This is a genomic window from Arthrobacter sp. Marseille-P9274, from assembly GCF_946892675.1.
Lineage (GTDB): Bacteria > Actinomycetota > Actinomycetes > Actinomycetales > Micrococcaceae > Crystallibacter.
This window is the reverse complement of sequence record NZ_CAMPOV010000001.1, coordinates 2,666,375-2,690,955: the sequence shown is the minus strand read 5'-3', so window position 1 is coordinate 2,690,955 and position 24,581 is coordinate 2,666,375. Positions and strand designations below refer to the sequence as shown.

Genomic DNA, 24,581 nt, shown 5'->3' with positions numbered 1-24,581 from the left:
TGGTGCACTCGCTGTCGATCGTCAGCGCACTCCCGTGAGTCCCCGGCTTGTGGACAATATAGTTGGCCTGATTAATGCCCGACGCACGTGCACTTCAGTTCCGCCAGGGAAGCGGCAACTAGCCGGCAGCGCCACTCAAGCTCCTGTGCAGCTTCGGCCAGGCTGCTGCTGTTTGGCATGTTGTCAGTGCCGCTGAGTCGACGCGGACCATTACTGCATCCACCGTCCCCGGGCCACTGCGGGAATTTGCCCGGGCATCGGCCGCGGAATACCGGCCGCGGCATGATGGACATTGTCCATCATTTCGTAGTCGCCCTTGAGGTATTCATGAACCGCCCGCCGGGTGCGGTGCACAGGACTGCCCATGCGGGATGCCCCACGAAGGTCCTGTCCGTGCGGCACTCCGCCGATGGCAGATCAGGCGACGCTGGTACCGAACAGGAGGCCCAGCAGGTAGGTGGCCACGGCCGCTCCGATGCCGATCGCCAGCTGCCGGAGGCCGCGCTTGGCGGGCGAGGAGCCGGAGAGCAGGCCGACGACGCCGCCGGTGAACAGCAGCGCCACACCGACCAGGACCAGCGACACGACCAAGGCGGCCAGGCCTTCCAGGCCGAAGATGTACGGCAGGATCGGGACCAGGGCACCGGTGGCGAAGAAGAGGAAGCTGGAGACGGCGGCATTCCAACCGGTGCCGATTTCCTGGTATTCGTTCTCATAGACGTCAGGCGTCTGGAGCGAAAGGCTGGGATCGCAGTCGCAGTCGAGGTAACCCATCCGCTCGGCCGCCCGGTGCTCGGCCGCCTCCTGTGACATGCCGCGAGCCCGGTAGACGAGCACGAGTTCGTTGCCGTTCAGGTCGAGGTCCGGCGCCGCCTGCAGCGTGATCTGGGTGGGTTTGGTGGCGGCCAGCAGCTCGCGCTGGGAACGGACGGAAACGTACTCCCCGGCGCCCATGGACAGCGCTCCGGCGAGCAGGCCGGCGATGCCGCTGAACAGCACGAAGGAGCTGGACACGCCGGTGGCGCCGATGCCCATGATCAGGGCCAGGTTCGATACCAGCCCGTCGTTGGCGCCGAAGACCGCGGCGCGGAAGTTGCCGGAGATCCGGGCCCGGCCGCGCGTGGCCAGGCCGCGGACCACCTCTTCATGGATCAGTTCGTCCGCGGCCATGGCGTCCGTCGCCGCCGGCTCGGAGCTGTAGGGGGAGCGTCCCTCGGCGCGCTGGGCCAGGGCCATCACGAAGATAGAGCCGAAGCTGCGGGCCATGAAGCGCAGCAGGATCCGGCGGAACGACGGGCGGATGGGCTTGCTGGCGTGATCGCCCAGGAGGTCGCGCCAGTGCTGTTCGTGCCGGCCTTCGGCGTCCGCGAGTTCGAGCAGGATCTCGCGCTCTTCGCCGGTCCGGCGACGGGCCAGGTCACGGTAGATCGCGGCCTCTGCCCGTTCGTCGGCGAGGTAGCGGCGCCACCGCTTGATGTCGGAGTTCGACGGCGGTGCCTGGGTGGGGTTTGGGAATCGTTCGGGGGAGGGGCTCGTGTTCACGGTGCTCCTGGTCATGGGCCGGAAGCCCCGGGCCTCCGGCCAGTTGGCATCAACTGACCGAAGGTCTCGCTCGCCCGGTCCTGCAGTGCAGGCCGGGTGGACTGCCGGGCCGCACAATCACGGCCAGTATGTCGACAGCCCTCCGCGCCGGTCCATGGCGGACGGCGGTGGAGCTACTCCCCTTCGCAGCCTCCATCATACCCGGCGACGACCGTAGCGCAGGGCTCGTATGGTCGGGATCACCGCCGTCCGCCGCTAGGATGAAGCCGTGCCAACCTCAGTACCCCCATCGGATCCCGGTCCCGACTCCGGCCGCAGCAAGTTCACTGCCAAGCTGCTGCGGGGAGGCACCGAGCCCGATCCGCGTTTCACACTGGCCAACGAGCGCACGTTCCTCGCTTGGATCCGAACCTCGCTGGCGCTGCTGGCCGGCGGGATCGCCGTCGAGGCCTTCACCAGCGACCTGCTGAGTCCGGAGATCCGCAAAACGACCGCCATCCTGCTGCTGGTGCTGGCCATGGTGATCGGTGCCGGGGCGTTCTTCCGCTGGCTGAACGTGGAGCGGGCCATGCGGCAGAAGGCACCGCTGCCGCTGCCCGTGATTGCGCCGATCCTGGCCATAGGCGGGGCCCTGGTGGGGGCGATCTTCGTCGTATTCGTTATTCTGCGGCCGGTCTGATGATGGCGCCCCGCCGCCACGTCCCGGAACACCGGGATCCCGGCCTGCAGCCCGAGCGCACCTCGCTGGCCTGGGGCCGCACCACGCTGGCGATGGTGGTCGCCGCGGCAATCTTCCTGCGCTGGATGCCGCACCACGGGCTGTTCACTGGCGTGCTCATCGCGCTCACCCTGCTGGCGGCCCTGGCCATCAACGGGACGCAGCGCGTGCGCTACCACCGCGCCGTCCACGGAATCGCGAACGAAACGATACACGCCGACGTCGTTGCCGTCCTTTTCACATCCCTGAGCGTGGTGGCGCTTGGCGCGCTGGGAATCTACACAGTCGTCTTCCTGCCGGTTCCCGGGTAGGCGCCACAACCGGGCGCAGGCCAGGACCGTGCCGGCGAGCAACGGCCTTGACCTGCGTCCGGATGGAGCCCAGGCCCGGGACGCTGAGCGGCTCCAGGCGATCAACGCGCCGAGTTGCTCACCGGCGGGAGAGCTCCTCTTCGGACCCCGCCACAGGCACCTCCTGGGCCGCGGCGCCGGCCACGCGGCGGTCCCAAGCCGCCCGGACCGCGCGATCGGTGGGGCGGGTGGCCAGCGAGACCGCGATGTAGCTGACCAGGGAAGCGGCCAGGCCGTAGTAGATCGGCTCGTTGGCGTAGACGCCGTCGTACTGGTTCTCCGCGTTGATCTCCAGGACAATCATGGTGGTGAGGGTGACGACGCTGCCGACGGCCATCGATACCGCAGCGCCCATGCCCGTTCCGCGCTTCCAGATGAGGCCGCCGAGAATGGCGATCAGTAGCCCGCCGACCAGGATGTCGTAGGCGATGGTCAGCGCAGCCACGACGTCCTGCACCAGGATGGCCAGCAGGATGGACAGCGCGCCGAGCCCGAAGACCCACCAGCGGTTGCCGGCGACGTCGTGTTCGGCATGCTCGTGGTCATCGTGGACGGTCTTGCCGAACCAAGACATCACGAACGGCACGACGTCCGCCTTGGCCACCGTTGCGGCCGCGATCAGGGTGCCCGATGCCGTGGACATCATGGCGGCGACGGCCGCGGCCAGCACCACACCGCCGATGCCGAGCGGGAGCAGGTTCATGGCAACGTCGGCATAGACATCGTCCGGCGCCTCGATGTTGGGCATAACGACGGCGGCAGCCATGCCGATCAGTGCGCCGGCGGCCCCGTAGAGAATGCAGTAGATTCCGGCGGCCGCCCCGCCCCACCGGGCGACCTTGGGTGTGCGGGCAGTGAACACGCGCTGCCAGATGTCCTGCCCGATGAGCAGGCCGAGCGTGTAAACGACAAAGTAAGTGATGATCGTCTGCACACCGATGCCGGTGATGGAGAAGAACTCGGCGTCCACGCGGCCCCGGATACCGTCGATTCCGCCGGCGGAGGACCAGGTCAGGGGGAGCATCAGGAAGAAAACGCCGATGGTCTTGATGGTGAACTGGGCCATGTCGGCGAGGGTAATGGACCACATGCCTCCGACGGTGGAGTAGACCAGCACGATCGCCCCGCCGACCAGGATCGCCAGCCAGCGTTCCCAGCCGAACAACACCACCATAATCGTGGCGTAGGCTCCCGTGGAGGTCGCGCAGAGCATCAGCGTATAGGCGAGCATGACGATGCCGGAAAACCTGGTCGCGTGCACACCGTAGCGCAGCGTCAGCATCTGGGCCACGGTGTAGATCCGCAGCTTCTGCAGCGTGGGAGCGAAGAGCAGGCTGAGCAGCAGCACGCCGGCGCCGATGGCCACGACCAGCCACATGCCGGAAATTCCGTACTGGTAGCCGAGGCCCACGCCGCCCACGGTGGAGGCCCCGCCGAGGACGACGGCCGCCATCGTGCCCGTGTAGAGGAGCGGGCCGAGGCGCCGGCCGGCTACGAGGAAGTCGCTGGTGTTCTTGGTGCGGGACTTGCCCCACCAGCCGAAGAGCAGCATTGCGGCCAGGTAGGCCACAACAATCGCGACGTTGATGACTTGGCTGTTCATAGAAAAACTCCGGGGAAGGGGGAGAACTGATGAGAAGAATTGCCTATCAGGCAACAAGTGTTGAGTGCTAGGCTAATTGTGGTGGCAGTCACCGTCAACCGCCCCCGGATGGAGAGCGGTGCCCCAGGTGGGTGGTGAACCGTTCAGTGGTTAAGCTCTAGTGAACTTCCGTTGCGAGAGAGGACACCGTGAAAGCCCTGCCCGTCGAGCCCAGCAATGCCCCGATCGCCATCGGCTCGCGCATCCGTGCCGCCCGCCGGGGCCAGCGCATGACCATTGAGCAGGTGGCCGAATCCACGGGCCTGACCAAAGGCTTCCTTAGCCGCGTGGAGCGGGACCTGACGTCGCCGTCCGTGGCTTCGCTGGTCACGCTCTGCCAGGTGCTCGGCATCTCGGTCGGCGACCTGTTCACCATGCCCGAGACCCACCTGTCCCGCCGCGGCGAGGGTCCGCGGGTGAACCTGGGCGGCGAGGGCATCAGGGAGGAGCTGCTCACGGCCCGGCACGAGCACCGCCTGCAGATCATCCGGGCGGTGATCGAGCCGCACGGCCGCGGCGAGACCGAGCTCTACTCCGTGGACTGCGATGTCGATGTCCTGCAGGTGGTCTCGGGACGCATCACCCTGGTCTTCACGTCCGAGCGCTACGAACTGGAAGCCGGCGACACCATCTCCTTCCCCGGACGGGAGCCGCATACCTGGATCAATGAGAGCGGCGAGCCCGCCGTCGTCATTTGGACCCTCGTTCCGGCGGCCGCCCGCTGAGCTCCCGAAACATCCCGTTGCCTTGACTGAGACTCCGGCCACAATTAGCGTATTGAAAAACACTTGATGCCTATCAGGCAACTTCTTGAGGAGACCAGCGTGGAAGAAATCCGGATCGAAACCAACGGCAGGCTCGGCCCCATCGACTCGTCCCGAGTCCCTCGCTTCTCGGGGGCGGCGACCTTCGCGCGGCTGCCCAGGCTGGACCAGGTGGACCGGGCGGATGTCGCCCTGGTCGGCGTGCCCTTCGATGCCGGGGTCTCCTACCGCCCCGGCGCCCGCTTCGGCGCCAACCATGTGCGGGAAGCGTCGCGGCTGCTGCGCCCGTACAACCCCGCATGGGACGTGAGCCCGTTCGAGGAGCTGCAGGTCGCGGACGCCGGAGACATGGCGGTCAACCCGTTCAACATCAACGAGGCCATCGAAACGATCCAGCAGAACGCCCTGGAGCTCACGGCCGGCGGCACCCGCCTGGTCACGCTTGGCGGCGACCACACCATCGCCCTGCCCCTGCTGCGTGCGGCGTCGGAGCGCGCGGGAGAGCCGGTGGCGATGCTGCATTTCGATGCCCACCTGGACACCTGGGATACGTACTTCGGAGCCGAGTACACCCACGGCACACCGTTCCGCCGCGCGGTCGAGGAGGGCATCCTGGACACCGAGGCGATCTGCCACGTCGGCACCCGCGGCCCGCTCTACGGCAAGAAGGACCTGGAGGACGACCGCCGCTTCGGCTTCGGCATCGTGACCAGCTCCGACGTCTACTATCAAGGCGTGGCGGAGGTCGTGGCCAAGCTGCGGGACCGGATCGGTGACCGGCCGCTCTACATCTCGGTCGACATCGACGTGCTGGATCCGGCCCACGCCCCGGGCACAGGTACCCCCGAGGCCGGCGGCATGACCAGCCGCGAACTGCTCGAGATCATCCGCGGCTTCCGCGGGATGAACCTGGTCGGCGCCGACGTCGTCGAGGTCGCTCCGGCGTACGACCACGCCGAGATCACCGGCGTCGCCGCAAGCCATGTCGCCTACGACCTGGTGACGCTGCTGGCCGCCAACGCCGCCGACCTGCAGGACACCGGCGGGTCTGCCCGTACGGCGGGCCATAACGACGGCGGCGCCTCGGCAGGTGCCGCGGCCCACGGTGTGGTGCCGGACGGGTCGCGCAAGCTGCACGGGGACCCGTTGGCCGGGACCGCCCTTGGCACGCCGGAAGGACGGTGAACCGGTGACCGTACAGCCCAACGGAGGTGCCGTCCGCAACGGCGGGGACCTCGTCGTCGAAACCCTCAGCGCGCTCGGGGCCACCACCGTCTTCGGGATCCCGGGGCAGCACGCGCTCGGCCTCTTCGACGCGCTGTCCCGCTCTAACCTGCGGTTCATCTCCTCCCGCGTGGAGAACAACTCGGCCTTCGCTGCTGACGGCTTCTCCCGCGCCACCGGCGAGGTCGGCGTGCTGTTCCTGTCTACCGGTCCCGGGGCGCTGACCTCGCTCGCCGGGCTCCAGGAGGCCTATGCCACCGGCGTGCCGATGGTCGTGGTCGCCAGCCAGATTCCGCTGGAGGGACTGGGCGCGCGGCGCAAGGGCATGCTGCACCAGCTCGATGACCAGAAGGCGTCCGCGGCCAATGTCACCAAGAGCCAGCGGCTGATCCAGCATGCGTCCGGAATCCCGTCGGCCATCCAGGACGCGTGGACCGAGGCCATCTCCTCGCCGCAGGGACCGGTCTGGGTCGAGGTCCCGCAGAACGTGCTTCTCGATCCCGTGCTGGTCCCGCCGGTGGAAGACGCGCTCGCGGAAGCCTTCGACAACCCGCCGCGGACCGAGCTGGTGAAGGAGGCCGTGAAGTGGCTTGCCGCGGCGCAGCGCCCGGCGATCATCGCCGGCGGTGGCGTCCGGCGCGGCAAAGCCGAACCGTGGCTGCTGTCCCTCGCGGAGAAGCTGCGGGCGCCCGTGGCCTGCTCGCCCGGAGGCAACGGCGCGTTCCCATGGCAGCACGAGCTGTCGCTGCAGTCCTGGGTGGAGGACCGGTATGTCACGGAGGTGTTTGAAGATGCGGACGTACTGCTTGTGCTGGGCTCGTCGCTGGGCGAGGTGACCAGCAACTACTTCACGCTGGAGCCGCGCGGCCGAATCATCCAGGTTGACGCCGAGCCGCGGGTGCTCGAATCCAACCGGCCGGCGCTCGGCATCAGGGCGGACGCGGGACAGGCGCTGGCGGCGCTGGACAGTTCCCTTGACGCGGTGCTGGCCGCCGGGGCCAACGTCCCGGATTGGCACGGCAAGACGCCGGAACAGCTGGTCAAGGAAACGCTCACCAAGGTCCAGGCTCGGCTCGACGGCCAGGACCTGGGCAGGGAACGGACCTTCATGGCGGACATTCGGGCGGCCGTTCCGGACAGCATGCAGACGTTCTGGGATATGACCATCTCGGCCTACTGGGCCTGGAGCTGCTGGGACTCCCGGGAGGGGCAATTCCATTCGGCGCAAGGGGCCGGCGGGCTCGGCTTCGGATTCCCCGGCGCGATCGGCGGATCCGTGGGCCTCGAGTCCAAGGGGCTCCCGGCCCGCGTACTGGCCGTCTCCGGCGACGGCTCGGCGATGTATTCGATCAGCGAGCTCGCCACCGTCCGGCAGCACAACCTGCCGGTCACCTGGTTGATTGTCGACGACGGCGGGTATGGCATCCTGCGCGAGTACATGCAGGATGCCTTCGGCCAGGCGACCGCGACGGAGCTGGCCCGGCCGGACTTCGTTAGGCTCGCCGAATCGTTCTCGGTGCCGGCCAGACGGGTGCGGCCGGAGGATGTCCGGGAGGCGCTGGAGGACAGCCTCGCCGCCGACGGGCCGAACGTCGTCGTTGTTGAAACCACGCTGAAGATGTTCGCCTCCACCCACTTGGCCACCTGACCGATGGTCGCCACCAACTCCGGTGCCGGCCAGGCCGACTGCCTCTCCGGGCAGGCCCAGCTGTAACCTCACTGGTCGACCTGCAGCGGCCCCTTCCCCGGTCCAGGGGAGGGAGCCGCTGCCATGCCGCGCCTGACGCCTGGGAGTCCCGGCCTGCCGCGGTTGGTTCTGCCGCCCGCGGCAACTGAACACTCCTTCTCGTCAACCCAGGAAGCCGACCAGCCGTTCCTCCAGTTCCTGCAGATCGGAGCTCTTCTTGAACTCGCACTCCCACACCGTCAGTACAGTCCAGCCGGCCTGTCGCAGCTGCTCCCGCTGGGCGGCGTCGCGCGATGCTGTCCGCTCGCGTTTCGCGGACCAGAAATCCGCGTTCGACTTGGGTGCATGCTGGCCTGCCCGGCAATCGTGCGAGTGCCAGAAGCACCCGTTGACGAAGATGACCTTGCGCCGGCCGGCGAACACGAGATCCGGCTTGCCCGGCAGGGTCCGTCCGGCGGCCGACCCGTGGAGCCGGAAGCGGTAGCCGCGCGCATGCAGGAGGCGGCGTACGAGCAGCTCCGGCTTGGTGTTCTTGCCCCTGATCCGTGACATATTGGCGCTGCGCTGCTCCGGGGTGAGCTTGTCGGCCATGACTCCAGTTTAGGCGCGGCCGCGAGAACCCAGGCGCCCCCTGGAACTCACTATGAAGATAGGGAAAGGGGCTAGAATCGTGCTTGCCGCCCCGCTTCATGGACGAAGCAGCGGGTATGCCGGCGTTCGGGCCGCGCAGGGAAGCTCGGAGGAAGGGACCTATCGCGATATGGCTGGACAGACCCCCCATCACGGCGCGGAGCGCGCTCTGCTCGAAGGTTTCTCCCTCGAGATGACCGGAAAGGACGTACCCGGCTTGGAGGAGGCGGCCGGATCGATTCCTCCCGGCACGCGCGTCAACATCACCTTCCTGGGGAATGAGGACCTGCCGATGCGCGTTGCCGCAGCCGCGGCCGTCAAGCGGCTCGGCTTCGTCCCCGTGCCGCACATATCCGCCCGGCGCCTGGGCTCCCAGGTCGAGTTGGAGGAATTCCTCGGCGCGCTGGAAACCGAGGCCGCCGTGGCAGATGCATTCGTCGTCGGCGGCGATCCGGCCGCACCGCTGGGCCCCTATGAGGACTCGCTGGCCCTGATCGGCAGCGGTCTGCTCGGCCGATACGGAATCCGGAATGTTGGCATCAGCGGGTACCCGGAGGGCCATCCAGACATTGACGACGCACGGCTGTGGGCCGTGCTGCTGGACAAGTGCGCGGCGCTGCAGGAGCAGAACCTGCAGCCGACCATCATCACGCAATTCGGATTCGACGTCGATCCGGTGCTGGACTGGCTCGCCGAACTGCGCCGCCGCGGCGTCCATGCGCCGGTGCGAATCGGCGTGCCGGGTCCGGCCGGAGTGAAGCGGCTGCTGGCCTTTGCCCGCCGGTTCGGCGTAGCGTCCTCGGCAGGCATCGTCCACAAGTACGGCTTTTCGCTGACCAACCTGCTCGGCACGGCGGGCCCGGACAGGTTCATTGGTGAGCTTGCCGCGCGGCTGGACCAAGCGGACCACGGCCGGGTGCAGTTGCACTTCTACACCTTCGGCGGCCTCAAAGCCACGGCCGAGTGGGCGCGAAGGTTCGCCGCCGCATGAGCACCGGAAGGAAGTCCGCGGCCGACATCTGGCGTGCGGTGCACCTCGAACGCGAGTCGCTGATAGGGGACCTGCAGACCCTGACCGGCAGCAGTGGAGCACGCCCTCCCTCTGTCGCGGATGGGACGTCCACGACGTGCTGGCCCATCTCGTGGACGACGCCAGGACGACCAGGCTCGGCTTCCTCTGGAGCTTCACGGCCGCCGGCTTCGACTTCAACCGCTGCAACGCCCGCGGGGTCGCCCGCGAGCGGGCTGCCGATCCGGCCTGTACCGTGGCTGCCTTCCGGGCGGCGAGCGGGCGGACGACGAGCGCCCCGGCGGCGCCCGCGACCCGCCTGGTTGAGGCCATCGTGCACGGCGAGGACATCCGCCGGCCGCTGGGCATCGTCCGCGACTATCCTGCCGCCCCGGTGGCCTCGGCGCTGAGATACCAGCTGGACACCAGCGTGAAGTTCGGCGGCGGGAAGGAGCGGGCCGAGGGGCTGCGGCTTGTGGCCACGGACATGGATCTCCGCGCCGGTGATGGCACCATGGTGCGGGGGACCGCCGTCGCTCTGCTGCTCGCCGTCTCGGGCCGGCCCCTGGGCCCGGACGAACTCTCGGGTCCAGGGGCCGCTGCCCTGCGAAGCTGACCGGCCCCTAGCCTTTGCGGCCGGTACGCCAGCCGCCGCGGTAATCCTGCCGCGCCGCCGCCGCGTACGGTACCGGGCTGACCACGGCCCTGACCTCGAGCTGTCGGTGGGGCTCCACCGTGGTCTTGCGCGTGCCGCCGTCCGGCTCGCCCCAGACCACCTTGAGCTCGGTGCCCTCGGGGACATCAGGGTCCACCGTGGCCAGCGAGAGCGCCCGCTTCTCGTTGGCGCTGTAGCCCGTGAACATCGACAGGCCGACGGTCGTCCCGCCGGCGTCCACCACGGCGTCGTAGTTGGACGAGCCGTAGTTGGCCAGCGGCAGGTCGAAGTACTTGTACGGGGTTTCGCCGGTGTCGAAGAGCGAGGCGAAGATCTTCGCAACGTCGTCGGAATTCCAGGCCAGCGTCACCTTCTTGCGCTGGGCCGCAGGATCGATCTTCTCCAGGGCCTCGCGGCCAATGAAGTCGTGGTCGAACTTCACGAACGAGCCGTAGCCCAGCGCCCACGGCGTCAGATAGTAGTCCTCGATCTTCTCCGAGACGAAGCTGCCGCCAACGGCGTTGGTGGCTTCGTAGCTGTCCGCGCCGAGCCACTCGCGGTACGGGCGCAGTTCCTCGCCGGTGTAGATCGCCGGCAGCGGCGAGGGAATCCAGCCCGATTCCAGCGTGTTGGAGGGGTAGGCGCGCGAGCCGACGGCGAGCATCCCGAACTCCCGGCCTGCCTCCAGGATGGTTTCGCGCGCCCGGTCGTAGGTCTCGTACGGGCCCCACAGCTCCAGGCCCGGGGCGCCGGCCATGCCGTGGCGCAGCGTGTGGACCTGGGCGCCGGCCACATTCATGCGGTCCATGGTGAAGAACTTCAGCTGCTCCACCGGGCCGCCGTTGACTTTTTCGATGATCTGCCACGCGTTCGGGCCCTGGATTTGGAACCGCCAGTACTTGCGTTTCACCGGCTGGCCCATCGGACGCGAGGGGGAGCGGCGGTCGACGACGATTTCCACGTCGTAGCCGCCGGTCTCGCCGTGGAAGAGCAGCCAGTTGGCGGCCGGCGCCCGGCCCACGTAGACGTACTCGTCCTCCGCCTCGTGGAACAGGATGCCGTCGCCGATCACGTGGCCGGACGGCGTCGTCGGCACGTACTGCTTCGCCTTGTTGACCGGAAAGCTGGCCACGGAGTTGATCGCGGTGTCCGAAATCAGCTTCAGGGCGTCCGGACCCTTGATGAACAGGTTGTCCATGTGGTGCGACTGGTCGAAGAGCACCGCCGTCTCGCGCCAGGCCCGCTGTTCGCTGCGCCAGTTCGTGAATTCGGGAGCGACGACGGGGTAGACGTAGGCGCCGATCTGCGAGTTGCGCAGCAGGTCGAGGGTGTTGCCGGCTTGGTCCAGGACATCCTGCAGGTTCTTGGCAGTCATCGGTTCGGTCACGGGACAGCTCCTTAGCGCAGATGAACAACGGTGATGTAGCTCACGCTATCCGAGATGACTCACTATGACTATAGGTAGCTAGGGTGGGCCGACAGGGCGCGGCAGCGGGGACACGGGAGGGGTTGTGCGGCATGCCGCACAACCCCTCCCGCAGAAGACCAGATCCGGGACGGCCTAGAAGAACTTGGCGGGGTTTATCTCGGAGCCGCCCTTGAGGACCTCGAAGTGCAGGTGGCAGCCGGTCGAGTTGCCGGTGGTGCCCAGCGCGCCGATCTTGTCGCCGGCCGAGACCTTCTCGCCCTGGGTGACGCCGATGCTCTGCAGGTGGTTGTAGGTGGTGGTCATGCCGCCGCCGTGCTTGATGACGATGCGGTTGCCGTAACCGCCGGCGCTGGAGGAAGTCTTCGAGACCGTGCCTGCTGCGGCAGCGCTGACGGGGGTGCCGCAGCCCAGGGCGAAGTCCAGGCCATTGTGGAACTCGCCGGCCGCGCCCGTCACGGGATTGATGCGGTAGCCGAAGCCGGAACTGGTGACCATTTTCTTGACCGGGGACACGAGGTCCTTGGCATCGGCCTTTTTGGCCGCTTCCTTCTTCGCCTTGGCCGCATCCTTGACGGAGGCGGCCTTAGCCTCCATCTTGGCCTCCTTCGGGGCGGCCTTGCTCGTCACCTCGACGCGCTTAAATTCGGCCTTGGCGTCCTCGGGGACCGTCACTGCTGCGGGGGTGACGCTGGACGCCTGGGTTGCCGCAAGCTGTTCGACGCCGGCCTGCGCGGTCGGAATGGCGGTGAGAGCCAGGATGCCGGCGGCCGCAAGGGCGACGCCGAACTTCTGGCTGCGGGTGGCGGCGAAGGCGTCCTTCTTGTTGCCGCGACCGGCGGCGCGATGGCCGCGGATGGCAGCCATCAGCGAGGTGTCGGTGTTGCGTCGGCGTCCGCGCATGGGGGAGTTGCTGTTCAAGGGATTCCTCTCAGGGCGCCGGCGAAGTTAGCTGTCGGATTCGAGCCAGAGAGTTCTGCTCGGTTCGCTGGCAGGCAGGACTATCGTCTCTGCGGCCGGGCGAACTTCACCCCAAGGCGCTTCGAGCGCCGGAAGTGGTTCCTCCGCCCCTGTCGGGAAGGTCATTGAACGGTACCTGTCGGCTGCTGACAGGGTTAGGCGGGCAGCCGAGGCGGCTAACACTCGTTACGTGGAAGCGCAATCCAACTTACCGGGTCGATATCAGCTGTTACAAACTCGTTATGCGTGTTTGTCAACACATCAACGTTTAAGCGGCGTGTCGATTTGGATTCGCGTCACCGCGTGTGATCGCAAAGTCGCGCTAATTCAGGCATGAGGCCTCAGCCCGTCGTTATGCCCCTGCCGGATTGGCGATGCGATGTGCCCCGGCCGGGATTTGAGTGATGCGATGAGTGGGTTTCGGCCGGAATGAGGCATGCCCGGCCCAATGGGAGTCGCGGAATAATCTCCGGCGTCAACCGGTTTCAATGGTGAATGCAAACGCATGAAGATTCGAGGAGCAGGAGAACAGCATGTCCGAGCGCAAGATCGTTGTACTGTCCGCGGGGCTGGGCGTTCCGTCTTCCAGCCGCATGCTGGCCGACCAGCTGGCCAAGTCCGCTGCCACCCGCTTCGCCCTCTCGGACGAAAGCGTGGCGGTCGAGACCTTCGAGCTGCGCGAGTACGCCGTCGATATCGCCAACAATATGGTGACCGGCTATGCCGGGCCGAAGCTGGCCGCAATGATCGACGCCGTCGCTTCGGCGGATGCGCTGATTGCGGTCACGCCGGTGTTCAGCGCGTCCTACAGCGGCCTGTTCAAATCCTTCTTCGATGTCATCGATAAGGATGCCCTCGCCGGCAAGCCTGTGCTGGTCGGGGCGACCGGCGGAACGGCCCGGCACTCGTTGGCGCTGGACTACGCCATCCGGCCGCTTTTCAGCTACCTGCGTGCGCGCACCACGCAGACCGTTGTCTTCGCCGCTCCTGAGGACTGGGGGTCGGGCGAGGGTGGCGGCAGCAGCATCGAGCGCCGCTCCAACCGTGCGGCCGCCGAACTGGTGGCTCTGGTCCATGAAAGCGCTGCTCCCGAGACAGGTCGCGGCGGGGTGGAATCCCTAAGCTTCGAGGAAATTTTGGCCAACGTCGGCCACTGAGGCCGTAACCGGGCCAGGGGCGGGTCTGGGCGTGCCTGCCGCTGGCCCGGTGGCCCGGCCAGGGTGAGCTAGAAGCGCTCCGGTTGCTCGCCCAGAATGAAGTGGCGGCCGCTGATGTGGGTCGGCTTGACCTGGATATAGAAGTCCTTCAGCGTCGGCACCCAGGTCTTGAGCCCCAGCTGCTCCGCGGCCGCGATCTCCTCGCCGGACTGCAGCACCCTGGCGGTGCCTTTGACGACGACGCTCCACGCCTCATCGCTACCGATGCCGTCCGTCTCGAAGACGACGTTCTCGTTGATCGTGATCTCAGCGAGTTTGGTGCCCGGCGCGCTGCGCATCAGCAGGTGGTTGTCATGGGCGAGATAGTTGATGGGAAAGATGTCTGTCTCGCCAGCCGCCGTCAGGACTATCCTCCCGTGCTGGGTTTTGCTGAGCAGCTTCCAGGACTGCTCGTCGCTGAGTTCAAGGACCGGATCATCGTGTTCGAACATCATGCCCCTATTGTTCTACAGGTCGTAGAAGATTGGGAAGGGGCGGAGCCACAAAGGCCGATGAACGCACCGAGTTCTTCGAGTCCGAGCGGACGGGCGGGGAGATAGCAGGTCAGGGCCTTCGAACGGATAATGACAGCCCGCCATTGGCCCCGGGACACCGCCACGTTTGTCCGGTTGCGGTTCAGCACGAATTCCATGCCCCGAGGTGCCTGCGAGACATCCGACACCGCGGTCGAAACGATCACCACGGGCGCCTCCCGGCCCTGGAATTTGTCCACCGTTCCGACCCGCACGTCAGGGTAGCCGGCGGCCTCCAGGCTGCGGCGGATCAACTGCACCTGGGCGTTGTAGGGCGCGACGACGAGCAGGTCCGCCTGGGTCAAGGGGCGTGGTGCCGACCCGTGCTGCGGATCCGTCCACGGCAGGCCCAGATGATTCTTGACCTGCCGCACCGCCTCTGCGGCCTCTTCCGGGGATGAGGTGGAGTTTCCTTCGTGCTGCACGAGCACGCATTCGACGCCGGGGCGGGCTCCTTCCAGCAGCCGGCCGGCCGCGGCGGGCGCGCTCGCAAGGCGTCCCTCGTAGGAGAGTTCGGAGACGGCCCGGCACAGCTCCGGATGCATCCGCCAGCTCCGGGCGAGGAAGTAGCCCAGGTCCGTCGGCAGCGTGGCATGGCCGGCGGAAAGCCAGCCCAGGGCCGATTCGTCCACCGGTTCCGGGTGGGTGCCCTGCGTGACCTGCGGAAGCTGCTGCGGGTCGCCCAGGAGCAGCAGTCTTCGGCATGCACGGGACACGGCGAGCGTATTGGCCAGGGAGAACTGCCCTGCCTCGTCGATCACCAGCAGGTCCAGCGAGCCGGCGGGGACGCTGTTGCCAGTCATGGTCCACGCCGTCCCGCCGACCAGGGCGCCCCCGGGTCCGTCGAGCAGGCGGGCCACATCCATGTCCGTTGCCTGGCCCCAGGGAACCGGATTGCCGCTGGACTTCTTCGCCACCCGGTCCACTGGGACGCCGCCCTTGTCCACGGCAGCCGTCATCATGTGTTCGACGACGGCGTGGGACTGGGCAACGACTCCTACCTTCCAGCCGCGCTCCACCAGCCGGCCGATGACGTGGGCCCCTACATGCGTCTTGCCGGAACCGGGCGGGCCCTGGACAGCCAAGTAGGAGCGGTCGAGGTCTTCCACCGCAGCCAGGATGGCCTCGATGTAGGCGTCCGGCCCCTCGCCGACGGCCGGCAGCTCCGGCAGAGTGCCCAGCCTCGGAGGGAGCCGCCGCAGGAGGTCCAGCGCAGGCTGGGGTGGAAGTTGCCGAAGGCTGCGGCCCACCTCGGCGGCCAGGGCGGCCAACGCCTCCCGCAACGGCTTGGTGTTGGGAGGCGGGTCAGGAGTGAGCGCCAAAGGGAAGTCCGGGTACTCCTCGGCGCCCTTGGGCAGCCGGTCGAGGAGCAGCAGCACGTCCTTTCCGTCCTCGGCGTCGAGGCCAAGGACCTCGCTGCGAAAGCAATAGGTACGGTAGTTGACGCCGTTGTCCTGCCCGTCCAGGTGCGCAGGGGCCGGCGGGTCGTAGACCCGGCAGACCGTCGTCCCTTCCTTGATGGTGGAACCGGGCGCCAGCCTGCCCGTAAGACGGAGCCGCCGAACGGGGTTTGACCTTGCAGTCGGCTTTGCCCAGTCCTGTAGTACCTCGCCGGATTCCACCGTGAAGATGTCCCGGGATTCCCACCAGTCCGCCAGCGGCGCATTCAGCCGGTCGTAATGTCCCCACCAGAACTGTTTGTCTTCCCTGCGGTGGTATCCCACGGACGCCGCCACCATCGCAACGGCCTGCTCGTCCGGTGTCAGTTCTCCGCCGGCGTGCAGCGCACGCTCGGTGGCGGCCGCTACGTGCTCGAGCAGCCGCGCCTCGTCCGGCGAGGGTTCCTCAGGTTCCGGGCCGGGGTCCGGCTCCGCGGTCAGTGCCCGTGCTATCCCGCGCTCGTCGGCCCGATCCAACAGCCAGTCGCGGAGGCGGAGCGTCGAGAGGCAGTCGTACTCGTTGTAGTCGCGGATGCTGGCCAGGATCGCATCCGCTTCCTGGTGCCGGCCGCTGTCCCGGGCTTCGCAGTAGAGGGCGTAAGCGACGACGGACCCGCCGGCATCTTTGACGTCACCCGAGCGCAGGTGCGATCCCATGTACAGGGGCTCGAGCTTCTTGATGCTGTAGGACTTCTCGGAGATCCGCAGGCTGTTGCGCACCACGTCGTAAAGATCGACCAGCACGCCTTCGCGCAGCAGGGCATCCACGGCGTCCTCGCCGATGACGTGCTGCAGCGAGAGCCGGCGCAGCGCGGCCTTCTCATAGTTGGCGTAGTGGTAGATGTGCAGGTCCGGATGCTGCCTCCGCCGCCGGCCCACGTAGTCAAGGAATTCGGCCAGTGCCTTTCCTTCTTCGGCGCGGCTGTGGGCCCAGAACGGCAGGAAGGGCGGGGCGGCTCCGGGAGACGGCGGGTTCTCCATGACCCCGAACAAGTACTCCAGTCCCCAGGTCCCGGCCTGGTCCTGCCAGAGCGGGTCCCCTTCGAAGTCGAAAAAGATGTCTCCCTCGCTCGGCGCGGGGAGAGTCCCGAGCGCGTTCGCTGCCAGCACCCGGTAGGCGAGGCGGTGCCGGGTTCCGTCGCCGTCCGAGTACTGCACGGCTCCGTCCGGTTCCACTGCACCGGTCTGCATCCTCGCCTGGTCGCGCAGCCGGGCCAGCACGCCGTCCGGGGCCTCGCCCGGGGGCAGCTCCATGGCCGCCAGTTGGTCGATCGTGGTGACGCCCAGGTCCCGCAGCCGGCGGCGACGGGCCGGGCTCATGCGGGAAACCAGCAACACGTCCCGGTGCAGTGCTACCTGCTCGGCGCAGTAGTCGCAGCGCCCGCACGCCGTGTGCCGCTCGTCTCCCCACGCCACGGGGGCAGGCTGGGCCCGGTGGGCTGCAGTGAGCTCCAGGAAGCGGCTGCGGCGCTCGCGGAAGACCGGCAGCAGGTCCCGCAGGCTATGGTCGCTGCGGGAGCCGTCGCCCAGCACCAGGGTCACGGTAGGCGAGGGGGAGATGCCGGCTTTCAGCAGCTGGTCGCCGTAGGCCGCCAGCTGGAGCAGCGCCGTGACCTTGGCGTGCCGGGCTAGCTTGGAGTCATACACCGCGTAGCGGGGCGAGCCGCCGTCCTCCTCCTTGACCAGGAAATCCGAACGCCCGTGGAAGCTGCCGTCGAAGAAGGAGGCCTGGAACACCACGTCCGCACCGGAGCGCAGGGCGGCGATCGATTCGCGATGCTTGGCTTCAAGCAGCGGCCTGGTATAGCCCGCGATCTCGGCGATCTCCACTACTCCGGCGCCGAAAGTGTCCCGGAAGTCCTGGAGCACGCGGTGCTCGTGGACGTCGCCCAGCTCGGCCGTGCGCGCCAGCATCTCGTCCGGCGGGAACTCCGCCTTCGGGTTGCGTCCGAGCTTTTCATCCAGCTTCCGCAGCAGCTGGTATTCGCACTGGGCGGCCACCACCAGGTCGCTCGCGGTGAAGATCAGGTCCCGGGGCGCGCCGGGCGCCAGCGGATCGAGCAGGAACACGGTGCCTCCTGGAGGAGAAGTTGGTCCCGCCGGCGCCGAAACCCCTGTCGGGGGCCCCGGGCCGGCGGGCGGCTCATATGCTCAACTTCTATCAGCCGGGTCCGACAGTTTGCGCACGTTCCGCCGGACCGCCCGTATCCGGGCAGGCGGGAAACGCCATCAGCAAGGAGCGGACGCAGCACCGCGGCGTAAGGTGCGCTAGCTGCAGTCCCGCGGTCCGCCGTCGTCGTTCAACATCCTGCGCAGCGAGAAGAAACGGTTGCCCGCGCCCGGACGGGTGCTGGGAATGAGCAGCTTGGAGTACTTTTCGCACCACAGCGCGGACCCGTCCGAGTCCATGGCCGCTTCCAGCACGGCGCCGATGTCCTCGGAGTACAGCATTTTCTGTTCGCCGTCCTGGCACAACTGGACCAGGCTTAGCTCAGCCTCGATATGGACGGCAACCTCGACCCACTCGTCCAGGACAGTGTTGTCCCTGAGACGGACTGTGCGCTCGCGGTTGCTGCTGCGGCTGTCTTTTTCTATTGGATATGCACTCATCATTCTTGTTCTCTCCGGTTGTTCTTGCCCGCACCGAGTCCCCTTCAGAACCTCGTTGTCCTGTGAAATGCAGGCCGCTTCGTCATCCGAACCACCCGCGAACATGGGGTTGGTGTGTGACCGGTCGGAGCCTTGCAGCGCCCGGCGAGCCGGTGTGCTGCGGATCACATCTCGTGAAGCAGTACCAACTATAGGGTCCTGCATGCACATAGCCAAACGGTTGCTGCGAAGTAAACAATTTGTTGTAGGCCCGTTACCCCTCGTAACGGGATGTTGGGCCGTGTTACTTCCGGTGACGAAACGGCCCGTGACTGGCGGCACAAGCTCTGGTTATACTCGCTTCAGCTTCAGGAATTGCGGCCGCTAAGCTCCGACTTGGCCGCGTACCAACCCCACGCTCTCTGGGTGGTTCGGATGACGAAGCGGCCTGCATTCGCCCACGGGCAAATGGTGCGGGCAAGAGCACGTGAAAGGACCGGTGCCCGGCACCGCTTCCATGAGTACACCTAATCCTGCCCACGCCGGCCTGCGCGTGATGAGCCTTGCCGACTACGAACAAGTAACGGCCGTACGCCAGGAATTCGTCGACTTCCTGCTCGGGCCCGCCGGCCTCCCGGTCCGGCAGGATGCGCGGACGCCACGCGCGGCGGGCTTGTGAGGGGTCCCTCGGGCCTGTTGCTGGACACCGACGTCGTCGCCGAAGTGCGCCGCGCGGAGCCGCATCCGGCGGTCGTCGATTTCCTGCAGCGCCGCCGGCACCTCGGCATCTACATTTCCGCGCTGTCCGTGGCGGAGCTCCATCTGCTGGGCAGCCAGGACGCCGGGGGGTCGGACGACGGCGGCGCCTGGCTCGGCGAACTGGCGTCGCGCTTCTCGGGCTTTATCCTGCCGGTCGACCTGGACGTCGCGATGGCCTGGGCGCCGATGGCGGGGCATCCCGAGGTCACGGCGGTTGATTCGCTGATCGCGGCGACGGCCGTGCAGCACTGCCTGACGATCGTGTCCCGGAACGTCGAGGGGTACCGCAAGCTGGCGGTCCCGGCCATCGACCCGTGGCAGGTGGGGCAGTTCGCCGAGAGTCCGGTGTAGGGCTGTGTACGTCGCCTGCCGCCTTCCGGCACTTCCGGTTCGGCGGCCCGAGGGCGACAATGGTGCTACGGGCTCCCTGGAGGAGATGGCCATGGCACGCAAAGACAGAAGCACCCGCGGCGCGTACGGAACGGAGCGGGCGGAGGGCATGGGCCCGCTGCCGCTGCACGGCTCGGGAGACGATCCGGTGATGCCGAACCTGGCCGCGGCACAGATTCCCGGTCCCGGCACCGCCCACGTCAGAGCGGGGGAGGGCGGCGTCCTCCCGGACGATGCCTCCGACCCATTCGAGCAGGAGGGCCACCAGCATCCGGGGGTCGTCCGCAGCGGCGGTGGATTCCGGCGCTGGCTGAGACGTCTGCGCCGGGCCTGAAGGGCATCTCTCCTCCGGCGCGGCTGAACCGCCCGCGCCGGGGCCGAGTGCAGCCATCTTCGCCCTTCCCGCCGGTGCGGCACGGGCAGCGGCGGTGGCCTGCCTAGACTTGGACCATGCCCAACGCCCTAAACTCCGTGGACCGAACGCCGATCGCTTATGACGTCACTGGGGACGGGCCCGCCGTCGTACTCCTGCACGGTTCCGCGCTGTCACGGGCGATTTGGCGCGGGCTCGGGTACGTGGGAGCACTGGCCGGCGATTTCACCGTGGTCCGGACCGACCTGCGGGGCCACGGCCGCAGCGGCAAGCCGCACGACGCCGACGCCTATCGGATGCCGCTGGTCGTCGGCGACGTCCTGGCCGTCCTGGACGCGGAGGGGATCGCCAGTGCAGCGGTGGCGGGCTACTCCTTCGGGGCGCGCGTGGGATTCGCGCTGGCCGCCGCGGCGCCCGAACGCGTGGAACGGCTGGCCACGCTGGGCGGCACCTACAGGGCGCAGGAGGGGCAGGTGGCGAGGATCTTTTTCGACGGCTACCTCGAGGCGCTGCGCCACGGCGGGATGGAGGGCTTCATCGACGGACTGGAGGCGGCGGGGAGGTCGCTGGATGCCGCCACGAAGGCGGCCTTCAAGGCCAACGACCCCCAGGCCTTGGTGGCCTACTTCGAACGAACCGAGGAGGAACCCGGGCTCACCGAAGCCCAGCTGGCCTCGCTGGGGATGCCGGCCCTGCTCATGGCGGGCACCGAGGACACGGCCAGGTTCGCCGACTCCAGGCGCGCGGCTTCGCTGATGCCCGGCGCCGGCTTCGTCCCGCGGCCGGGACGCACGCACGCCTCGACGCTCTTCCCGGCGCATGAGGTCCTGGCCGAGCTGGTGCCTTTCCTCGGGGCCGGGCAGGCGGCGGCGTAGGGTGGCAGCCATGTTCCGCGAATCGATTGCGCCGTCCGACCCCTGTCCCTGCGGCAGCACGGCGGCCTACCGCGACTGCTGCGGGCGCCTCCACGCCGGTCTGGCCGAGGCGGGGACGGCCGAGGAGCTGATGCGCTCGCGCTATTCGGCTTTCGTCGCCGGGGACAGTGCCTACCTGCTGCGGAGCTGGTCTTCGGAGACAAGGCCGCGCTCGCTGGAGCTCGATCCGGAGCAGCAGTGGGAGGGCCTCGAGATCGTCCGGGTGGTGAGGGGCGGCGCGAACGACACGGCAGGAACGGTCGAGTTCCGCGCACGCTTCCGGACCGGTGGAGCGGCGCAGGAACAGCATGAAGTCAGCACGTTCGTGCGTGAGGACGGCCGGTGGGTCTACCGCGGGGCGCTCGCACTCCGCTGAGCGGTTGGTCCGGCCCGGCTACTCAGTTCTCCAGCAGGCCGCGGATGTCCTCGGCGGTCAGCTTGGAGGAGAACATCGCGTCGTCGTCCATCACCGACGAGAAGAGCTTGGCCTTGCTTTCCTTCAGCGCCATGACCTTCTCTTCGATGGTGCCCTTTGCGACCATCCGGTAGACCATGACGTTCTTGGTCTGGCCGATCCGGTGCGTGCGGTCCACGGCCTGGGCCTCGCTTGCGGGGTTCCACCACGGATCGAGCAGGAAGCAATAATCCGCCTCGGTGAGGTTGAGCCCGAAGCCGCCGGCCTTGAGGCTGATCAGGAAGACGGGTGCCTTGCCTTCCTTGAAGCGGTTGATCACTTCGGCCCGACGGCGCGTTGTGCCGTCCAGGTAGCTGTACTCCACGCCTTCGACGTCCAACCGGGCGGCGGCCTTCTTCAGGAAGCTGGTGAACTGGCTGAAGATCAGGGCGCGGTGGCCTTCGCCCAGTACGTCCTCCAATTGTTCGAAGAGCACATCGAGCTTGCTGGAGGGCACGGACGAGTAGTCCTCGTGGACCAGCGAGGCATCCAGGCTGAGCATGCGCAGCAGCGTCAGCGACTGGAAGATGGTGAAGCGGTGCCGGTCCATGTCCTCGACCAGCCGCAGGATCTTCTGGCGCTCCCGCTGCAGGTGCGTGTCATAGATCTTCCGGTGCTTGGGGCTGAGATCCACCTCCAGCACCTGTTCCTGTTTCGGCGGGAGGTCCGTGGCGACGGCTTCCTTGGTGCGGCGCAGCATGAGGGGGCGGATGCGTCGTCGTAGTTTGCCCAGTAATTCCGCGCTGCCGGAGCGTTCAATCGGCCGCTGGTAGTGGTCCGCGAACTTCTGCGCCGAGGGGAACAGGCCGGGGGCCGCGATCGCGAGGATGGACCACAGCTCCATCAGGTTGTTCTCCATCGGTGTGCCGGTGATGGCCAGCTTGAACCCGGTTTTCAGGTCGCGTGCGGCATGGTGCGCCTTCGTGGTGCGGTTCTTGACGAACTGGGCTTCGTCGAGGATGAGGCCGGCCCACTCCTGCGCCTGGTACTCCTGGGCGTTGATCCTGAAGAGCGCGTAGGAAGTAACGACGACGTCCGCCTCCGCAGCGGTTTCGGCCAGCGGCCGGCGGCTGCGCGCCTGGGTCTCGGCCACCGCGGCGACCCTCAGCCCGGGAGTGAAGCGAGCGGCTTCGTGGGCCCAGTTCGGCACCACCGAGGTGGGTGCGACCACCAGGAACGGGGCAGCAGGCGGGTCCGCGGATTCCTTGGCGTGGCTGATCAGCGCCAAGGCCTGCAGGGTCTTGCCGAGGCCCATGTCATCCGCCAGCACGCCGCCCAGGCGGTAACGCCAGAGGAAGGCCAGCCAGTTGAAGCCCTCGCGCTGGTATGGCCGCAGGTCGGCGTGCAGGCCCCGCGGCAGTTCCGTTGGCTCGACGGAGGAGAGCTGCAGCAGGCCGCTGACGGAGTCCTGCCAGGCCCTGGCCTGTTCCGTCTCGACGGCCAGCTCCTCGAGGTCCTCCCAGAGGCCGGCCTGGTAGCGGCTGATCTGTAGCTCCCCGCTGTTCCGGTCCTGCAAGGCCATCGCCTCGTCGACAAGGACGCGGAGCCGGTCGAAGACGGGCTGTTCGAGGGAGAGATAGGTCTTGTCGACCAGCAGCAGCTTCTTCTGGCCCTTGGAAAGCGCGCGGAAAATGTTGCCGAAGGGAATTTCGCGTCCCTCGATCTTGACCATGACGCCGAGGTCGAACCAGTCCGTCTGTTCCGTCTCCACGGTGCTGATGGTCAGCTCGGGCGTGGCGGTCAGCTCCCGGTAGTCCGGGCGCTCGCCGACGATGTCCACCCTGACGTCGTCCAGTTTCTCCAGCCGCGGGAGCGCGTCCTGGGTGAACTCGACGGCGGCCATATCCCGCAGCGTTGCTTCCGCCTGCGCAGGTTCGGCGCCCAGGACCCGGCGGACCGCGGCGCGCAGCGCGGTTTCGGTCTCCGTGTCGCGGTACCCGCCATCCGACGCGGCAGCATCGAGCGGTTTCCGCACCGCGTCTTCGCCGGAACGGTATTCGAATTCCCATCTGAGCTTCAGGGTATTGGACTTGCCGTACGTGGCGGTGAGCACGAGCTGCGGCGGGACGATCTCGGGCAGCTCGACGGACGCATCCGTGCTGGTGAGGCTGATGGTACGCTGCAGCCGGGGGTAGACCCGTTCCAGGAATTCCGGGACGTCCTCGGCAGGCACGCTCACGGTCGCGGGGCGCTGCAGCAGCTCCTGCTCTGCGCGGCTCAGCTTCCGGTCCACCGGAGCCAGGGTGATTTGCCGCAGCTCCGCCTGGTAGCTGTAGGCGCCGTGGTTGCCGATGGCTCCGGCCCCCTGGAGCGGCTGGATCTCGCCGTCAATGAACAGCACCGGATCGAGGTTGAGACCGGTTCCCTCCTTTGGGGAGCGCGCGTCCAGCCGCAGTTCCGCATGCCGGCCGATGACCAGGCTGGTGTCGGCCTTGGCGCCCATCAGCTCGATCCCCAGCTGCCTGGCCTCCTCGAGGAGGCGCCACAGCAGGGGGCTGCTGAACTCGTCCAGGTAGAGCCAGTCATTGTCCTCGCCGAAGTGCAGCTGGCCGTTGGCGCGGTGCAGCGGCACGAACTGCGAGAACCAGCGGTGCTGCTCGGGGTCCAGGTTCAGCCCGTACGTCTTGAAGCTGATCGAGTTCCAGCGCAGGTTGCTGCGCACCCAGCGGCCGTTGTCGCTCCGGACGACCGGACGGACGCCTAACTGCAGGCGGCTGGCGGGCACCCGGCCGCTGTGGCTGACGCCCGAGCCCGGCCGCCACCGTTGATGCGCCTGCAGGGTCTGGTCACGCACCTCGAACTGCAGGCCCAGCGGCTGAACCTTTCCGGCGGGCCGTTTGCCGGCGAGCCGGGGCGTGCGTGCGGAAGCTGCCGCCGCAGGCTCGAGCAGGGGACCCAGCGCCTGCTGCCACTGCGGCACTCCGGCGGGGGAGGCGGCCGGTGCCGGCAGCTTGAGCTCCTCCCGGGACTGGAGGTTGCTGAGGTTTGCGAAGAGCAGTGTGGCCGCGACATGCTTGCAGTCCCAGCCCACCGGACAGCTGCACGAGTTTTCCTCGAGCCGGTAGCCGGCGCCGGTCTGCTTCAGCCGGATGCGGCAGCGGTAAGGCACCGCCGCCGTGCCCTGGACGCGGCTTGCCAGCACGCCCGTATCCGGGTCCCAGCTCAGGTCCTGGACCGAGCGCCCGCTGGAGTACGTCTTTCCCCGGGCAAAGGCAGCCCCGCCGACGTGGCGGATGATTTCGCCGGCGTCGACCTGAGGGAAGGAAAGCTGTGGCACGCCTTCCATCTTTTCATGCGCGGCCGACGGGATGCCCTGAGCGCTTGCGG

General features: G+C 67.7%; 23 protein-coding genes and 3 riboswitches. Of the genes, 13 read left to right on the top strand and 10 right to left on the bottom strand.

Annotated elements, in window-relative coordinates; translation table 11 throughout:
* Positions 1-210 precede the first annotated feature (210 nt).
* Together OC550_RS22375 and OC550_RS12480 are read right to left on the bottom strand one after the other, a co-directional pair.
* Positions 211-366: a hypothetical protein gene (locus OC550_RS22375; RefSeq protein WP_368736939.1), complete on the bottom strand. Its 156-nt coding sequence runs from the start codon at positions 364-366 to the stop codon at positions 211-213.
* A gap of 51 nt (positions 367-417) precedes the next feature.
* A complete protein-coding gene (locus tag OC550_RS12480; protein WP_262106083.1) occupies positions 418-1,557 on the bottom strand; it encodes a VIT1/CCC1 transporter family protein in 1,140 nt (379 codons plus the stop codon).
* Between the two features lie 253 nt (positions 1,558-1,810).
* Here OC550_RS12480 and OC550_RS12475 point away from each other — a divergent pair, with 253 nt between their 5' ends.
* Both OC550_RS12475 and OC550_RS12470 read left to right on the top strand, forming a co-directional pair.
* Positions 1,811-2,221: a YidH family protein gene (locus tag OC550_RS12475; RefSeq protein WP_262106082.1), complete on the top strand. Its 411-nt coding sequence runs from the start codon at positions 1,811-1,813 to the stop codon at positions 2,219-2,221.
* A 2-nt stretch (positions 2,222-2,223) separates the two neighbouring features.
* Positions 2,224-2,571 carry a DUF202 domain-containing protein gene (locus tag OC550_RS12470; protein ID WP_262106342.1) on the top strand — a complete coding sequence of 116 codons (348 nt, stop codon included), beginning with the start codon at positions 2,224-2,226 and terminating at the stop codon, positions 2,569-2,571.
* A gap of 118 nt (positions 2,572-2,689) precedes the next feature.
* Here the strand turns inward: OC550_RS12470 and OC550_RS12465 are convergent, their stop codons facing one another.
* On the bottom strand, positions 2,690-4,213 hold the full coding sequence (locus OC550_RS12465; protein WP_262106081.1) for a sodium:solute symporter: 1,524 nt from the start codon (positions 4,211-4,213) through the stop codon (positions 2,690-2,692).
* Between the two features lie 188 nt (positions 4,214-4,401).
* Between OC550_RS12465 and OC550_RS12460 the strand changes: the two genes are divergently transcribed.
* From OC550_RS12460 to OC550_RS12450, 3 genes are all read left to right on the top strand, one after another.
* A complete protein-coding gene (locus OC550_RS12460; RefSeq protein WP_262106080.1) occupies positions 4,402-4,977 on the top strand; it encodes a helix-turn-helix domain-containing protein in 576 nt (191 codons plus the stop codon).
* 99 nt (positions 4,978-5,076) lie between these two features.
* Complete coding sequence (speB, locus tag OC550_RS12455) at positions 5,077-6,201, top strand: agmatinase (protein WP_262106079.1); 1,125 nt, start codon at positions 5,077-5,079, stop codon at positions 6,199-6,201.
* 4 nt (positions 6,202-6,205) lie between these two features.
* The gene (locus OC550_RS12450) at positions 6,206-7,888 is read left to right on the top strand and encodes a thiamine pyrophosphate-binding protein (protein WP_262106078.1); all 1,683 of its coding nucleotides are present in this window, start codon (positions 6,206-6,208) and stop codon (positions 7,886-7,888) included.
* 201 nt (positions 7,889-8,089) lie between these two features.
* On the opposite strand, the gene OC550_RS12445 is transcribed toward OC550_RS12450, so the two are convergent.
* Positions 8,090-8,518, bottom strand: a complete 429-nt coding sequence (locus tag OC550_RS12445) for a very short patch repair endonuclease (protein WP_262106077.1) — start codon at positions 8,516-8,518, stop codon at positions 8,090-8,092.
* Between the two features lie 169 nt (positions 8,519-8,687).
* Here OC550_RS12445 and OC550_RS12440 point away from each other — a divergent pair, with 169 nt between their 5' ends.
* Together OC550_RS12440 and OC550_RS12435 are read left to right on the top strand one after the other, a co-directional pair.
* Positions 8,688-9,548, top strand: a complete 861-nt coding sequence (locus OC550_RS12440) for a methylenetetrahydrofolate reductase (protein ID WP_262106076.1) — start codon at positions 8,688-8,690, stop codon at positions 9,546-9,548.
* Positions 9,433-10,182: a maleylpyruvate isomerase family mycothiol-dependent enzyme gene (locus OC550_RS12435; RefSeq protein ID WP_306556923.1), complete on the top strand. Its 750-nt coding sequence runs from the start codon at positions 9,433-9,435 to the stop codon at positions 10,180-10,182. Before OC550_RS12440 ends, OC550_RS12435 begins: the two co-directional genes overlap by 116 nt.
* A 7-nt stretch (positions 10,183-10,189) precedes the next feature.
* On the opposite strand, the gene OC550_RS12430 is transcribed toward OC550_RS12435, so the two are convergent.
* Positions 10,190-11,596 (bottom strand): aminomethyl transferase family protein, encoded by a 1,407-nt coding sequence (locus tag OC550_RS12430; RefSeq protein ID WP_262106341.1) that lies wholly within the window; start codon positions 11,594-11,596, stop codon positions 10,190-10,192.
* A 186-nt stretch (positions 11,597-11,782) separates the two neighbouring features.
* A complete protein-coding gene (locus OC550_RS12425) occupies positions 11,783-12,568 on the bottom strand; it encodes a M23 family metallopeptidase (RefSeq protein ID WP_262106075.1) in 786 nt (261 codons plus the stop codon).
* 2 nt (positions 12,569-12,570) lie between these two features.
* A riboswitch (cyclic di-AMP (ydaO/yuaA leader) is annotated at positions 12,571-12,742 on the bottom strand.
* A 398-nt stretch (positions 12,743-13,140) separates the two neighbouring features.
* On the opposite strand from OC550_RS12425, the gene OC550_RS12420 reads away from it, so the two are divergent.
* Positions 13,141-13,764, top strand: a complete 624-nt coding sequence (locus OC550_RS12420; RefSeq protein WP_262106074.1) for an FMN reductase — start codon at positions 13,141-13,143, stop codon at positions 13,762-13,764.
* Between the two features lie 68 nt (positions 13,765-13,832).
* Here OC550_RS12420 and OC550_RS12415 read toward each other — a convergent pair whose 3' ends face one another.
* The 3 genes from OC550_RS12415 to OC550_RS12405 all read right to left on the bottom strand — a co-directional run bounded on the left by OC550_RS12415 (position 13,833) and on the right by OC550_RS12405 (position 18,385).
* Positions 13,833-14,258: a pyridoxamine 5'-phosphate oxidase family protein gene (locus tag OC550_RS12415; RefSeq protein WP_262106073.1), complete on the bottom strand. Its 426-nt coding sequence runs from the start codon at positions 14,256-14,258 to the stop codon at positions 13,833-13,835.
* Entirely contained in the window at positions 14,255-17,845 is a 3,591-nt protein-coding gene (locus tag OC550_RS12410; RefSeq protein ID WP_262106072.1) for a TM0106 family RecB-like putative nuclease, read from the bottom strand. The genes OC550_RS12415 and OC550_RS12410 overlap by 4 nt, the downstream gene beginning before the upstream one ends.
* A gap of 198 nt (positions 17,846-18,043) precedes the next feature.
* The gene (locus OC550_RS12405; protein WP_262106071.1) at positions 18,044-18,385 is read right to left on the bottom strand and encodes a hypothetical protein; all 342 of its coding nucleotides are present in this window, start codon (positions 18,383-18,385) and stop codon (positions 18,044-18,046) included.
* Between the two features lie 15 nt (positions 18,386-18,400).
* Positions 18,401-18,564, bottom strand: a riboswitch (SAM riboswitch).
* 166 nt (positions 18,565-18,730) lie between these two features.
* Positions 18,731-18,854: riboswitch (SAM riboswitch) on the top strand.
* Positions 18,855-18,881: 27 nt separating this feature from the next.
* Here OC550_RS12405 and OC550_RS12400 point away from each other — a divergent pair.
* From OC550_RS12400 to OC550_RS12380, 5 genes are all read left to right on the top strand, one after another.
* Positions 18,882-19,043 carry a hypothetical protein gene (locus tag OC550_RS12400; RefSeq protein ID WP_262106070.1) on the top strand — a complete coding sequence of 54 codons (162 nt, stop codon included), beginning with the start codon at positions 18,882-18,884 and terminating at the stop codon, positions 19,041-19,043.
* A complete protein-coding gene (locus OC550_RS12395; protein WP_262106069.1) occupies positions 19,040-19,474 on the top strand; it encodes a PIN domain-containing protein in 435 nt (144 codons plus the stop codon). Before OC550_RS12400 ends, OC550_RS12395 begins: the two co-directional genes overlap by 4 nt.
* A 91-nt stretch (positions 19,475-19,565) precedes the next feature.
* A complete protein-coding gene (locus OC550_RS12390; RefSeq protein ID WP_262106068.1) occupies positions 19,566-19,847 on the top strand; it encodes a hypothetical protein in 282 nt (93 codons plus the stop codon).
* Between the two features lie 116 nt (positions 19,848-19,963).
* Complete coding sequence (locus tag OC550_RS12385) at positions 19,964-20,761, top strand: alpha/beta fold hydrolase (RefSeq protein ID WP_262106067.1); 798 nt, start codon at positions 19,964-19,966, stop codon at positions 20,759-20,761.
* A 10-nt stretch (positions 20,762-20,771) separates the two neighbouring features.
* Positions 20,772-21,176, top strand: a complete 405-nt coding sequence (locus tag OC550_RS12380; RefSeq protein WP_262106066.1) for a YchJ family protein — start codon at positions 20,772-20,774, stop codon at positions 21,174-21,176.
* A gap of 22 nt (positions 21,177-21,198) precedes the next feature.
* Here OC550_RS12380 and OC550_RS12375 read toward each other — a convergent pair whose 3' ends face one another.
* On the bottom strand, positions 21,199-24,531 hold the full coding sequence (locus tag OC550_RS12375) for a DEAD/DEAH box helicase (protein WP_262106065.1): 3,333 nt from the start codon (positions 24,529-24,531) through the stop codon (positions 21,199-21,201).
* Positions 24,532-24,581: the final 50 nt, after the last annotated feature.